This is a genomic window from Siphonobacter sp. SORGH_AS_0500 (genome assembly GCF_002838835.1).
GTDB lineage: Bacteria > Bacteroidota > Bacteroidia > Cytophagales > Spirosomataceae > Siphonobacter.
In genome coordinates, this window is sequence record NZ_NHPP01000003.1 from 190436 (window position 1) to 204865 (window position 14430).

The window sequence follows — 14430 nt, forward strand, 5'->3', positions numbered from 1 at the left end:
TAGAATAAAAAGTTGGATGTACGGTTGTGGATCAGAACTTGATGTTAATACCGCCTAAGAAAGTTTTTGCTTGAGGAGGGGTGTAGAAGTCATAACCCTGAGCAACACTGCTAACGATATCATCGGCATTAACTTCTGGATCCCATCCGGTGTATTTGGTCCAGGTAAGTAAGTTTTGACCTGTCAGGTATACGCGAATGCCTTTTAATTTAAGACGATTAACTACCGTCTGAGGTAAGTTATAACCTAAAGTGACGGTCCGTAACCGTAAGTAAGAACCATCCTGAATGTAACGACTAGAAGGGTTATTGCCATTGGAATAGAACAGACGGGCTTCAGGAACTTTGGTGTTCGTATTGGTTGAAGTCCAGGCATTCATCTGGTCGGCAGTCTGGTTATCTTCATAAATACCGTTTGCGGATGAATACTGACCTACACCATAGAAGTTGATTTTGTTACCGGCAACGCCGTTTAAGAACACGCTTAGGTCAATTCCTTTGTAGGAGAACGTATTATTTAAACCACCCGTTAGTTTAGGAATAGCATTACCAACCACCACGCGTTGAGCCTGCGAATAAACATTTGTCGTCGAGCGATCAATAGTACCGTCAGCGTTTGCCGCATTTTTGTAATACAGGGCATCGCCATTGGTAGGGTCAACTCCGGCGTATTCAACCGTAAAGAAGGTACCAATAGGCTGTCCTTCTACGGCACGGCTCATAGAAGATATACCTGCTTCTACAATCTGCTTCTGAATGTTGGTGATTTTGTTTCGGTTGGTTGCAAGATTCAGACTGGTAGACCATTGGAAGGCACCTACAAAGTTTTGCGAGTTAATAACCAGCTCAAAACCTTTATTTTCCAGACTACCTACGTTGCGAGTTTGAGTATAAAATCCAGTAGTGCCCGGAACGTTTACGTTTAATAAAAGATCGGAAGTCTTTTTGACGTAATAGTCAAATTCTCCATTGATACGGTTATTGAGGAAACCAAAATCCAACCCAAAATCAGCCTGCGTAGTTGTTTCCCATTTCAAATTAGGGTTAGCTAACTGAATAGGAGCCTGCCCTCCTGTTCCTGCATAGTTTGCGGAGCTGTAAAGACCCAAAGAAGGGAAGTTTCCAATCTCGGCATTCCCCGTCAAGCCGTAACTACCACGGAGTTTCAGGAAGCTGATAGCTGTATTCGTATTTGACTTGAGGAATGATTCTTCAGAAATTACCCAACCCGCAGAGACCGCTGGGAAAAATCCATACTTCGAATTTTTACCGAAACGAGAAGAACCATCAATCCGGCCACTGGCAGAAAGTAAATAGCGATCATTGAACTTATAGTTCGCCCGTAAGAAATAAGACAAGAATCGGAAATTGGTAGTAGAAGAGCTACCGCCTGAGATCGTACCCGCATTTTCAATGGAACGGTAGGCATCACTAGGGAAGTTAATCGCAGAAACCGAATTCGCTTTTGTTGCTGAGTTTTGATACGACATACCTACTGTTGCACTAAGCGTATGCAGATCAAAAGACTTATCAAAATTGAAATAGTTGTTTGTGTTGTAATTGATAACCCCGGTGTAAAGGTTATCACCAGTACCATTCTGCTGTCCTGTCAAACGGATGGTTTTGGAATTAAAATAACGTTCTTCTTGCTGAGATAAGACGTCAATACCTAGCTCAGACCGGAATTTTAAAGATGGTAAGATATTAATCTGACCATAGACGTTCGAAAGGTTTCTGATAACCTCCTGGTTCTGGATGATGTTTCCTAAGTTAATTAAGGGGTTATAATAGTTAGGCACATCTGTATTACCCGGAGGAGTACCCGTGGGTAACCCTGTGGTGGGATCATAAGCGGGAGACAAGGGCGTAAGAGCTGCCGCCTGGATGGGGTTATTGAATTGACGGTCACCAGACAAACGCTTGTTTAAGGTATGAGCCAAACTCATGTTCATCCCGATACTAAGAATATTTGATACCTTATGATCCAGATTAATGCGACCAGTAATACGCTCAAAATTGTTTCCAATGATAATACCCGTTTGATTCAGATATTGACCAGAAATATAGAACGAAGTCTTTTCATTACCACCACTAAAGGTCAGGTCAGCTTGCTGAGAACCAGCATTTTTCCGGAAGGCTTCATCCTGCCAGTTAGTGCCCGTGGCTAAGTCGCTTGATTGGACAAAACGAGTGTAGTCTGCTCCTGAATTAAGAGCCTCATTAACCCCGTTGTTATAACGCCCTAATGAATAGGATTCAAAAAATGATTCCATGTAGGCAGTAGAAGAACCAGGGTCCGAGGGATCTATGTCATCTAAACGATCCGCATTCCCCGCCGCCATTCGATAAAAATCTACATACTGCTTGGGACTCAAGAAGGGTACTTTACGCGTTGGATTACTAACGCCAAACTGATAGTTGAAAGAAATGTTGGTTTTGCCCACATTCCCTCTTTTGGTTGTGATCAAAACTACGCCGTTTGCCGCACGCGAACCGTAAATAGCCGCCGCCGATGCATCTTTTAATACTTCTACTGATTCTACGTCGTTGAAGTTAATATCAGCTAAAGGGTTTGTTGCTCCACCAAAGCTGCTTTGGTCAGTAGAGGTAACCGGAATTCCATCAATTACGTATAAAGGTTGACTGCTGGCACTAAGCGAAGAAGCCCCACGTACTCTTACCTGAATTCCCTGACCTAACTTGCCACTGCCCTGGTTGATAACAACCCCAGCAGCCCGGCCCTGTAAGGCAGATTCGATACTTACAGCAGGAATGTTAGTAATATCACTGCCTTTGATTTTGGCAATATTACCCGTTACCTCTCTCTTAATCTGCGAACCAAAACCCGTTACCACGACTTCAGAAAGTTGCTGATTGTCGGTACCTAACTCTACGTTGATAACGGTCTGGTTACCCACCACTACTTCTTTGCGGCTCATGCCCACAAAACTGAAGACCAGGGTAGCATTGGGAGATACTGAAATACGGTATTCACCGTCGGCATTAGAGTTTACTCCTTGGCTGGATCCTTTGACCTGAACGCTTACGCCAACTAATGCTGTACCGTCTTCGGAAGAAGTTACTTTTCCGGTCACAACATGATCCTGAGCAATTGTACTATAACCGCTCAGTAATATGCCTAAAAAGGCACATAGAAGTAACAGTTTTCTCATGTGATATAAATTGATTTTAGTAAGGGCACATAAAAGTACTAATAAAATCGGAAATGGAATAGAGTGGACTTTTGTCTAGGTAGGGAATATAAATATATAACTCATGAAGAAGTTATTTATAATATTTTAAGAAAATAAGATATTATGCTAAATAATTTGGTGGGGGTACTCTAAGAAAAAGTGTCTTTTATATTTGAAAATTAATATTTTAATAAAAACAAGAGCAGATATGGTCTAGCTTCACGGACATCCTGCCGCTCGTTGAATTATTTCAAGAAATACGGTGTTATTGAAAATGTTATATTTATCCAATAAAATGTGATTGAAAAGTAAAACTCTCCAAGTCTTTTTCTGAGCAAACTTTTTAATGATTCTACGTAAACTCCTGTACATTATATCAAACTTCTGACGGCAGATTTGTACTTTTGATATTCATTCGGGGCGGTGCGAAGGGCCGTCCGTTTCTTTCTTATGCTTTCCATCACGAATCTAAGTTTCTATTTTGGCAGTCGGGCATTATACGACGAGGCCTCTCTTCATATTAAACCCAAAGATCGGATCGGCCTGATTGGGGCGAACGGAACGGGAAAATCCACGCTTCTGCGACTAATCGTAGGAGAGTATACGCCCGACGGAGGAACTATCTCCAAGTCTGGGGATTGTACGATTGGTTTCTTAAATCAGGATTTGTTGAGTTATGAATCCAAGGAATCCATCCTGATCGTAGCCATGCAGGCGTTTGAGCGGGAAATGGTTCTGCAAAAGAAAATCGACGAGGTTCTTCACGAAATGGAAACGAACTATCGCGATGAGCTGATTGACAAACTAGCCAACTACCAGGAAGAATTCGAAGCGTTGGATGGCTACACCATTCAGTCGAAAGCCGAAGAAATTCTTGAAGGGCTAGGCTTTAAAACTGAAGACCTCAATACTCCTCTGGAACGCTTCTCCGGGGGTTGGCGAATGCGGGTGATGCTGGCGAAATTGCTCCTGCAAAAACCAAGCTTGTTGCTTTTAGATGAGCCTACCAACCACTTGGACTTACCGAGTATTGAGTGGGTAGAAAACTACGTTCGTAACTACGAAGGAGCGGTAATGATCGTTTCCCACGACCGGTTCTTTCTGGATAACTGCGTAAACGCTATCGTGGAAGTAACGGGCGGTAAATTGAATTTTTACCCCGGCAATTATTCGTTCTTCATTGAAGAAAAGGCTTTACGAAACGAAATCCAGAAGGGAGCTTACGAAAACCAGCAGGCGAAAATTCGCCAGACCGAGCGTTTTATTGAACGTTTCAAAGCCAAAGCCAGTAAGGCTCGTCAGGTGCAAAGCCGCGTGAAGTCCCTTGAGAAAATGGATTTCGTGGATGACGTAATTGACGAAACGGCTCGGGTAAACTTCAAGTTTACGCTGGCGACTCAGCCCGGGAAGAATATTTTCGAGTTACAGGATGTATCAAAAGCGTATGGCGAAAAACGAATTCTGACGGATACGAATAGTTTCATTTCGCGTGGAGATAAAATCGCTCTGATTGGAGCCAACGGAAAGGGTAAGTCTACTTTACTGCGAATCATTGCCGGAACGGAACCCATCGAGGGGAAACGGCAATTGGGGCACAACGTGGCCTTTGCGTTTTACGCTCAGCACCAGTTGGAGTCGCTGAACATTGATAATACGCTGATTGAAGAACTTCGGGAAATGGGGACGGATAAGACGGAAGCTCAGTTACGAAGCATTCTGGGCTGTTTCCTGTTTTCGAACGACGATGTGTTCAAGAAGATTAAAGTACTTTCCGGGGGCGAAAAATCGCGGGTAGCTCTGGCGAAAATGTTACTTTCGGAAGCCAACTTCCTGTTATTAGATGAGCCCACTAACCACCTGGACATGATCTCGGTGAACATTCTGATTCAGGCTCTGCAACAATACGAAGGAACGTATGTCATTGTTTCTCACGACCGTTTCTTCGTTTCGGAAGTAGCGACTAAAATCTGGTACATCGAAGATGAACAGATCAAGGAATACCCCGGTACGTATGATGAGTATGTAAACTGGCAGGAAGAACGCGAAGCAAATCGTAAGGAATCAGCTCCGGTGAAAACGGAGAAACCAGCGGAAGTGAAGCCTGCCAAGCCTCAAACCTCTGCTTCGGATGCCGAGCGAAAGCAGTGGCAGCAGAAACTGAAAAAGGTGCAGCAGCAGGTAGAAGAACTGGAAAAGAAAGTAAGTACGCTGGAAGCTAAAAAGGCCGATGCGGAAGCTCAACTGGCCGATCCTAAGATTTACAGCGACACTCAACAGTTTACAAAAATTCAGCAGTCTTACGAAGACATCAAGAAGCAACTGTCTCAGGCGAACGATGCCTGGGAAGAGGCGATGATGGAAGTAGAAAGTCTGGAAAAAATGATTTAGAGTCGAATCATTAGTTATAGAATGCCTGGTTAGGTTGTAAAATATTGACTATCAATTGATCAACTACTTATCCTTGAAAACGCTGATGAAACTTTTGCCTGACATTGGTTTCGTCAGCGTTTTTTATTCACCCTATAAAGCCTGTTATGAAAGTGCTAACCCCGTTCATACTTGCCATTGGCCTTATTTTTCTGGTTAATCAGCTCATTGCTCAGGTAATCGAAACGCGTCGCCAGAGCGGTACGATTTCGTATGAAGATTTTATCTACGATGAATCCATTAAAACGCCGCTGGTGTACCCTACGGGTGGCGTAAGTAGTAATGATATTTTACAACCGCCCGTGCTGGACCTGAATCAGGGTGGAACGATGCGGCTGGAATTCGACTGGCTCGGCAAGGAGCAGCCTCAATTCCGGGCTAAAATTCTGCATTGTAATGCCGACTGGAAGCCGTCCGCTCTGAACGACGTAGAGTTTTTGCCGGATTTCAATGAATTCCCGATTTATGACGTCAAAATTGCTCAGGGAACCAAGGTGGGCTATGCTCATTACTGGCTGGAGTTACCGAGGGTGAAAGTCAGTGGTAACTTCGTAGTAGTGGTTTACAAAGGCCATCGGGAGTCGGATGTTGTATTTACGCGTCGGTTTATGGCCTTTAACCAGCAAATCATAGCGGCTGGGAGAATTAGTTTTGCTCAGGATATTCCCCTCCGCAATAGTCATCAGCAACTCGATTTTTCCGTGAAATATGGGAATTACCCGGTCCTCAACCCCAAGCAGGATTTATACGTAGTGTTGCGGCAGAATTATCGCTGGGACCGCACCATCGCTGGTTTGAAGCCTTATATGGTGCAGGAATTTGACCGGATGCTGGAATATCGGTTTTTTAACAATGAAAATGTCTTTCCGGGAAGTAACGAGTTTCGGGTTTTTGATATTCGCAGCCGCCAGATCAAAGGCATCGGCGTAGCCAAGCTGGATTTTACGCCTAATTACAATGCTGTTTATTTGTTCCCGGACGATTTGCAGGCGGGTAAAAGTTACCTGCAACAAAACGACCTGGACGGGCAATTCGCCATTTCCACCCGTGATGATTTCGGCGATCCGGATTATTTCCCGGTAACCTTTACGCTGCGTTCCGAACCCTGGGAGGGTGGGAAAACACCTTATGTGGTGGGTGGTTTTAATTTCTTTGAGTTAAGGAAAGAAAATCAGATGCACTATGAGCAGGCCGCCGCAGGGTATCAGGCCACCATTCTGTGCAAACAGGGCGTGTATAACTACATGTACGCTTTGCCCAGTGCAGATGGTAAAAAGGCGGATGAACAGCCCATTGAAGGCTCGTATTCCGTAACTCAAAATACGTACGAAATCTTTATCTATCATCGGGCTCCCGGTAGTCGGGCCGATCAACTGGTAGGCTATCAGGTGATTCATAATTAAATGGAGTGATCTCTTCCGACACTACGAAAAAGAGCGACCTGATCGGGTCGCTCTTTTTCGTTATGAACTTAACTTAGAGAGGCTGCTTATACGTTGAAACGGAAGTGCATGATGTCACCATCCTGAACCACGTATTCTTTGCCTTCAACCGCCATTTTGCCCGCTTCTTTGATGGCAGGCTCCGTTTTATACTGATTGTAATCGCTCAGTTTGATTACCTCAGCCCGGATGAAACCACGCTCGAAGTCCGAGTGAATAACCCCGGCAGCCTGAGGAGCTTTCCAGCCCCGTTGGATGGTCCAGGCCCGTACTTCTTTTACGCCAGCGGTGAAGTAAGTAATCAGGTTCAATAAGCTGTAAGAAGCCTTGATTAACTGACTCAGACCAGACTCCTGCAAACCGTATTCTTCCAGAAACATCTGGCGTTCTTCCAGATCTTCAATTTCGGCAATTTGGGCTTCAATGGCCGCACAGATCACGATAACCTCTGCTTTTTCTTCGGCAACGGCGGCTTTCAGTTGTTCCACAAATTCGTTGGAACCTTCCGTCAGGCTCGTTTCATCGACGTTGGCAACGTAGATAACGGGCTTAATCGTTAATAAGTGCAGATCTGCAACGGCACCTTTCTCTTCTTCTGAAACTTCAACCGTACGAGCTGATTTACCCTGCTCCAGCGTTTTCTTGAAACGGTATAATACCTCAACTTCCGCTTTGGCTTTGGCATCACCACCCGTGCGAGCGGCTTTCTCAATGCGTTGCAGCTTCCGATCTACGGCTTCCAAATCTTTCAGTTGAAGCTCATAATCGATGATTTCTTTATCAGAAATGGGGTTAACCCGGCCTTCTACGTGAACGATGTTATCATCTTCAAAGCAACGAACCACGTGAATGATGGCATCAACTTCCCGAATGTTCGCTAGGAATTTATTACCCAGACCTGCACCCTGACTAGCTCCTTTAACCAGCCCGGCAATGTCCACAAACTCAATGATCGTTGGGATTACTTTCTGGGGATTAACCAGTTTTTCCAGATCTTTCAAACGTTCGTCGGGCACTTCTACCACCCCAACGTTAGGTTCAATCGTACAGAAAGGATAATTAGCCGCTTCGGCTTTGGCACTTGATATAGCACTAAATAACGTTGACTTTCCGACGTTCGGCAAGCCCACGATTCCACATTGCAAACCCATGGTTGGCGAAAGATATTGATTTAAAAATCAGTGATAATCAGTTCGACTGACTCGATTGAAAACAAAACTAGTTTGAATAGCGTACGAATCAGAACCGCAAAGGTACAACTATAAACCAACAAAAAAGCCTTCGCCACGGCAAAGGCTTTCTCAAGATCTTCACAATCAGATAAAACTGTTAGGGGTATCAGTTAATCATAAGGGAACGATTGTGGTTAATCCCATTTCAGATCGCTACGATATTCATCATCTTCTTCACGAGCAGCGAATTGAGAGAAATCGAATTCAGGCATCAGTTCCGTCTTCACATGGTCCACGGCATTTTTGAGAGCATCAACAAACTTGTCAAAATCTTCCTTGTACAGGAACATCTTGTGTTTCTCGTAAGCAAAACCATCTCCCTGAGGGTAACGACGACTTTCAGTAATAGTAATGTAGTAATCGTTGGCACGGGTGGATTTCACGTCGAAGAAGTAAGTCCGCTTGCCAGCCTTTACACGTTTCGAGTAGAGTTCTTCTCGTTCTTTTTCAGCCACAATTTTGGAAGTTTATGGTTTGATCGCTCGTAAAAATAGAAAGAAAGCCTTTGGACGCAAAAAAAACGTAGAAAATAAGGGACTGTTTTCTAAAAACGATAGAATATGTAAGTATGAGTATTAAAATGAAAAGGACAGCTTGAGTAAAATATGTATCTAACGAATAAATTTAAAACCTTTTTCTTATTCAAAAGTTAATTTTAGTGCACAGGCATTGAACAGAAGAATTATTGGCTAAATCCTTCACGCCCAATATACTATTAAAGCAAGCAAATGTCAATCGTCAACCTCTTAGAAACGTATAACTTTTTGAACAATCTTTTGTGTAAAAATGAGAAAATTATTTCCGTTTTAAAAATAGGTGTTACCTTTGTGCATGAACTCTACTCAGTTCATGGCAATTCGCCCAAAGTGCTCCCGCCGCTGCTGAAGCATAACGTTAGTTCTTTGAACCACAAAACGAACTGCCTATGAATAGCTGGACACGTAGAGCAGTAACAGCATTGTTACTGAACCTAAGTATTTTACCCTGTATTGCTCAGGCTCATTATTCGGTATATTACACTAAATATCCCCCAGTAAAAAAACCGCTGGGAAAAGAATATAAAGGGCGAGCTACTTACTACGGCAAACAATACTTTGGTAGAGTCACTGCCAGTGGAGAACGATTAAAAAATGGTACCTGTGCTCATAAGACACTACCATACGGCTCCATGATCGAAGTGACAAATCTCAAAAATGGCCGCAAAACCATTGTCAGAGTAATTGACCGTGGGCCATTTGGAAAGAATCGCGATATTGATCTTTCCTATGATGCCGCCCGAAAATTGGGCATGACCCAAGATGGCATCGTTAAAGTAAACCTTAGGGTCGTTGGTACAAACGGAGTAGTTTTATTACGACCCAAACACTATCTTCTCGAAGATAACTCCACGATTACCGCCAGAGCGGACATGGCAGCACGAGAGTAGATTAATTACAAGGGAGGTACAGAAAGTGTACCAATTTAATGTTTCAGCGGCAGCTTTTTTTAACCGCAATTTTCGTTAGTGAATAGAGATAAAAGGTTCAGTCTCTTGAAACTTCCCGAAAATTGCGGTTTCTTTTTGACCTTTCCGAAAGAATTTTCCTGCCTTGTCTCAAAACTTTCCCGCGTTTTTCCGTTATTAAATATTGGAAATGCATTCGTTTTCACTCTAAACCCACCGCATGGCTCTGGACCTGACAAAAGCTCGCGAATACGGTAATATCGAATTTCTGGCCCGACAAATGGTTGAAGGGTTTATCACTGGTTTGCATAAATCTCCTTTCCACGGTTTTTCAGTGGAGTTCGCCGAGCACCGCCTGTACAATACCGGCGAGAGCACGCGTCACGTGGACTGGAAAGTGTTTGGGAAGACGGATCGACTCTATACGAAACGCTACGAAGAAGAGACGAACCTGCGTTGTCATTTACTGATTGATACGTCGTCTTCAATGTATTACCCAGAGCCTTCGCATGGGAAAATTACCTTCAGTATTCTGGCAGCGGCGGCTTTATCTTACTTACTACAAAAGCAACGCGACGCGGTATCACTGACGACTTTCTCAGATGCCGTAGAATTACAGTTGCCCACCCGATCTACCGCTTCGCACATTCATAAGATTTTTGTGAGTCTGCAACAGCTACTACAGCAGCCGAAACCGAACCGAAAATCGGCTGTTGCGGAAGTGATTCACCAGATTGCCGAACAGGTACATCGTCGTTCGCTGGTTATTATTTTCAGCGATATGTTCGATGATATTGAAAACGCAGATAAAATCTTCGCGGCGTTACAACACCTCAAGCATAACCGCCACGAGGTGCTTCTCTTCCACGTAACCGATCGGAAAACGGAGGAGGAATTTGATTTTGAGGAGCGTCCGTATGAGTTTATTGATTTGGAAAGTGGCGAGAAAGTTCGGGTGCAGCCCGGACAGGTGAAAGACTATTACCGGACGGCCATTCAGAAATTTTATTACGAACTGCGGATGAAATGTAACCAGTATAAAATCGACTTCATCGAAGCAGATATTTCGCAGGGTTTTGACCCCATTCTTTCGTCTTATTTAGTAAAGCGGTCAAAAATGCGTTAACCGCGTGTGTGATACACCGCTCCTGATTCGTAATTCGTCTGAACCATGATTAAAAAATTAGTACCCCTTTTCCTGCTGGCGTCCCTGTCGAGTTACGCTCAAAAGCCTTCTTCTCCGCAGAAACCAGGCATGGTATCGTATACCTATCGGCACAGTTTTGCAAAAGACGTTGCCGCTACGCTGGATACGATCAAGGCTTTTGGCATTACAGACATGGAATTCTCGAACCTCTTTGGTCGTAAGGCTCAAGATATCCGCCAGTTACTGGATGAACGAAAAATGCAATGCTCTTCCTTTGGGGTGAGCTACGACGATTTTCTGAACAAAACCGATGAAGTAGCCCAGAATGCGAAAGCTCTGGGAGCTAAATACGTGCGGGTAGCCTGGATTCCTCATAATGGTCCCTTTACGCTGGCAATGGCGGAAGAAACCGTTGCGAATTTTAATCGGGTAGGGAAGTTGTTGAAAGAAAACCACGGCCTGACCTTCTGTTACCACAATCACGGCTTTGAATTTGAACCTTACGAAAACGGTACACTCTTCGATTACATCGTTCAGAAAACGGACCCCAAGTACGTAAGTTTCGAGATGGATATTCTCTGGACGTTTTTTCCCGGACATGATCCTGTGGCTATTCTGGAAAAATACGGCAAACGTTTCAAGCTTATGCACCTGAAAGATTTGAAAAAGGGAGTAAAGGGTAACTTATCCGGTGGAACGCCCGTGGAAAATGATGTGGCCTTAGGAACGGGCCAATTGAATTTACCCGCCATTATGAAAGCAGCCAAGAAATCATCGGCCATTGAACATTATTACATCGAAGACGAAAGTCCGAATGTAAATAAGCAGGTGCCTCAGACTATCGCTTACTTAAAGAAACTATAAGCGGAGCACGAAAATGAGAAAAGGCTGGCCGATTTTTCGGCCAGCCTTTTCTTGTCTGTCTAAAAATGACATTTAAAATCATAACTAATCTCCGATGCAAGAATCCATCTCGTTCCTGCGATAAGGAAGGTAGGATGCAAAAGCTTTTCAAGTTAGTCAAGCTCTTTGTTTCGTACTATATTTCTTTGCTTCAGACGGCCAGAGGCCTACTACTAATGGGTCACTCGGCAGAGCCGAGCGACTGCGGTGAGTATAAATCTTAAACAACCTTTATAATACGAAAGAAAAAATATAAACAACTAACAACCGCAGCGGCGGCCGCTAATAACGAACAACCTACTTCTTACCCGGCTGGCTAAGCAAAAACTCAAAGTATTTATCCAGTTCATCGACGGGGAAACGACGGGCTAAGATCTTCTTGTCTTTATCCAGCACGTAAATGGTTGGCGTAGCCTGGGCGTCGAATGTATTAAGATAATCTGTGTAATGAACGGTTTTGCCCTGAGCGTCTTTATGAACGTCGATTACGTTAATAAAATCCTGAGTTTTAAACTCGTGAATGAACTTCTTCCATTCATTCACATCGCGACGTAAATCTGTAGCGTAAATTTTTACACCTTTGCTTTTATACTTCTCATAAAACTTTTTCAGATTCGGCGTTGATTCCCGGCAGTGACTACAATCGTCTGCGTAAATCACCAGAACCGTATAATTTGCTTTTACGTCATACAGATTCAGGGGCTTACCCAGGGTGTCGGTTTGATACATGTTCGGGATTTTGTTACCAGTCAGCAAAGGTTTAAGAATCTTGATTCGATTTTTAAAATTACTTACCGTGCTGGAGTCCCAAAGTACTGGTTCACCGACGTAATACTTCTCGCCCATGTGCACGAAAAGAGCTTCGGTGCCTAACACCCGTGATTGCTCGTACTTGCTGGTAATGCGATACGCCACATAACGACGCATTTCGTTCCCCTTCGCCCGTGACATTAAGAAATCGGCCTCTTTAATGAGTGAATCGGGAAGCTGATGCACGAGGTTATCAAAGTAATAATCTAGTTTTTGCTGGAGGAATGGTGTGCGTAACAAACGTTCATCGGTTAAATCAACCCCGTCGAAGTAATGTTTTTTATAATAACGATAGGCAAAAGTAGAGTCAGTTTTCCCGTTAGGTAACTTGGGAGCGGTAGGGACTTCAGGTTCTCCGGCGGCTTTGAATAACTGAGCAGTAAACGAACCCGCATGTTCACGGATGAATTTTTTACGATAATCCAGTAATTCTTTTTGAATAGCCTTTACCTGCTCGGCCGCCTTCGGGTCGGTCTGAGCCTGGGGGCGTAACTGTTGCAGGGCTGCCATTCGGGCTTTCATCTGGTTATTCATCTCGTAGAAAAGCGTGTTTTCCATCGAGCCCGTTACCTTCATGTTCTTGGGCGGATTTCCTTCGGCCACACTTTCCTTATCGGTGAACAACTCAAATTGCTGATCGGCGTCAACAATGACATCAAACAGCCGCCACTGACTGATGGAAATCACGTAGAGGCCTTCGGGTAATTTTTTGGTTCCGGTGAATGTAATAGTTCCCTCAGCATCGGCTTTGGCCGTATCCTGAACGAAAAACTGCCCGTTCCCCAGGCCTGTGTAATAGGCCAGATAACAGGTGCTGTCCTGTAACCCTTTGATGTGTGCGGTAATCTTGTAGCCTGACTGGGCCGAGAGCGTATAACTGAAGAAAGTCAGCAGGATGAGGGAGAAAACGTAACGCATAGAGTAAAAGAAATGGATAGCCAAAGGTAAGGGTTAATCGAATAAAGTTGCGGACCTTTGCTAAGGAAGCCCTTTTTCCTACAACGAAAACCTTCATAATCTATGTTCTTTATACTCTCTAAAATTTTCTTTTACTTATTAATGCCCATCAGCTTTCTGTTCTACGGACTGGTGATGGCTGTGTCAACTCAATCACCCCGACGCAGAAAACGGGCGGTGATTGCTACCCTGATTGGCTTGTATGTGATGAGTAATGGCTTTTTTGTAAATCAGGTTTTACGTATGTGGGAGTATGCTCCAAGAACGATGGGGCCTCAGGAAAAATACGATTTGGCGGTGGTACTAACGGGAGGCATTGCCGACAAGAAAGGTGACCAGATGTTTTTTGGAAATTCCGCCGATCGGATTCTTCAGCCTCTGTTTTTATACAAAGAAGGGAAGGTCAAAAAAATTCTCATTTCTGGTGGTTCGGGCTCAGTCTCCGCTCAGGCGGATTCGGCTTCGGAAGGTAGGGCTGCCGCGTACTTACTGGAAGTGGCAGGTGTGCCGAAAGCAGATATTATGCTAGAAGGAACCTCACGTAACACGCGAGAAAACGCCGTTAATACTGCGAAGTTATTACGGGGGACGAAGCAGAAAATCGTTTTAGTCACCTCTGCCTATCACATGCGGAGGGCCGTAGGCTGCTTCGAAAAAGTTAATCTCAAGATAAGCCCTTACCCAACGGATTTTTACGCAAGTGACAAGTTATATACGCTGGATCAATTACTGATTCCGAAAGAGTATAACCTGTATTGCCTCTATCGGGTTGTGCACGAAATGCTGGGCTATGTCGTGTATTCGGTGTTGGGTTATGCGTAATGCAGCTCCAAGAAAGATCAAAAAGAGCTGGTAGGAAACCCTGCCAGCTCTTT

The 14430-nt window shown here is 44.1% G+C and carries 10 protein-coding genes; 6 read left to right on the forward strand and 4 right to left on the reverse strand.

The window, feature by feature from the left end; translation table 11 throughout:
* Window positions 1-31: 31 nt before the first annotated feature.
* Window positions 32-3172, reverse strand: a complete 3141-nt coding sequence (locus BWI96_RS04585) for a TonB-dependent receptor (protein WP_106635512.1) — start codon at window positions 3170-3172, stop codon at window positions 32-34.
* 471 nt (window positions 3173-3643) lie between these two features.
* On the opposite strand from BWI96_RS04585, the gene BWI96_RS04590 reads away from it, so the two are divergent.
* A complete protein-coding gene (locus BWI96_RS04590) occupies window positions 3644-5581 on the forward strand; it encodes an ABC-F family ATP-binding cassette domain-containing protein (RefSeq protein WP_106635513.1) in 1938 nt (645 codons plus the stop codon).
* A gap of 146 nt (window positions 5582-5727) precedes the next feature.
* Window positions 5728-7023, forward strand: coding sequence for a DUF5103 domain-containing protein (locus BWI96_RS04595; RefSeq protein WP_106635514.1), 1296 nt, complete (start codon window positions 5728-5730; stop codon window positions 7021-7023).
* 86 nt (window positions 7024-7109) lie between these two features.
* Here the strand turns inward: BWI96_RS04595 and ychF are convergent, their stop codons facing one another.
* Both ychF and BWI96_RS04605 read right to left on the reverse strand, forming a co-directional pair.
* A complete protein-coding gene (gene ychF, locus BWI96_RS04600) occupies window positions 7110-8213 on the reverse strand; it encodes a redox-regulated ATPase YchF (protein WP_106635515.1) in 1104 nt (367 codons plus the stop codon).
* Window positions 8214-8428: 215 nt separating this feature from the next.
* Complete coding sequence (locus BWI96_RS04605; RefSeq protein ID WP_106635516.1) at window positions 8429-8749, reverse strand: DUF3276 family protein; 321 nt, start codon at window positions 8747-8749, stop codon at window positions 8429-8431.
* Window positions 8750-9219: 470 nt separating this feature from the next.
* On the opposite strand from BWI96_RS04605, the gene BWI96_RS04610 reads away from it, so the two are divergent.
* The 3 genes from BWI96_RS04610 to BWI96_RS04620 all read left to right on the forward strand — a co-directional run bounded on the left by BWI96_RS04610 (window position 9220) and on the right by BWI96_RS04620 (window position 11749).
* Window positions 9220-9720 (forward strand): septal ring lytic transglycosylase RlpA family protein, encoded by a 501-nt coding sequence (locus BWI96_RS04610; RefSeq protein WP_106635517.1) that lies wholly within the window; start codon window positions 9220-9222, stop codon window positions 9718-9720.
* A 238-nt stretch (window positions 9721-9958) separates the two neighbouring features.
* Window positions 9959-10864, forward strand: coding sequence for a DUF58 domain-containing protein (locus BWI96_RS04615; RefSeq protein ID WP_106635518.1), 906 nt, complete (start codon window positions 9959-9961; stop codon window positions 10862-10864).
* Window positions 10865-10909: 45 nt separating this feature from the next.
* Window positions 10910-11749, forward strand: coding sequence for a sugar phosphate isomerase/epimerase (locus BWI96_RS04620; RefSeq protein WP_106635519.1), 840 nt, complete (start codon window positions 10910-10912; stop codon window positions 11747-11749).
* Window positions 11750-12085: 336 nt separating this feature from the next.
* Here BWI96_RS04620 and BWI96_RS04625 read toward each other — a convergent pair whose 3' ends face one another.
* Window positions 12086-13516 carry a TlpA family protein disulfide reductase gene (locus BWI96_RS04625; protein ID WP_106635520.1) on the reverse strand — a complete coding sequence of 477 codons (1431 nt, stop codon included), beginning with the start codon at window positions 13514-13516 and terminating at the stop codon, window positions 12086-12088.
* 102 nt (window positions 13517-13618) lie between these two features.
* On the opposite strand from BWI96_RS04625, the gene BWI96_RS04630 reads away from it, so the two are divergent.
* Window positions 13619-14377 (forward strand): YdcF family protein, encoded by a 759-nt coding sequence (locus tag BWI96_RS04630; protein ID WP_106635521.1) that lies wholly within the window; start codon window positions 13619-13621, stop codon window positions 14375-14377.
* The last annotated feature ends 53 nt before the right edge of the window (window positions 14378-14430 follow it).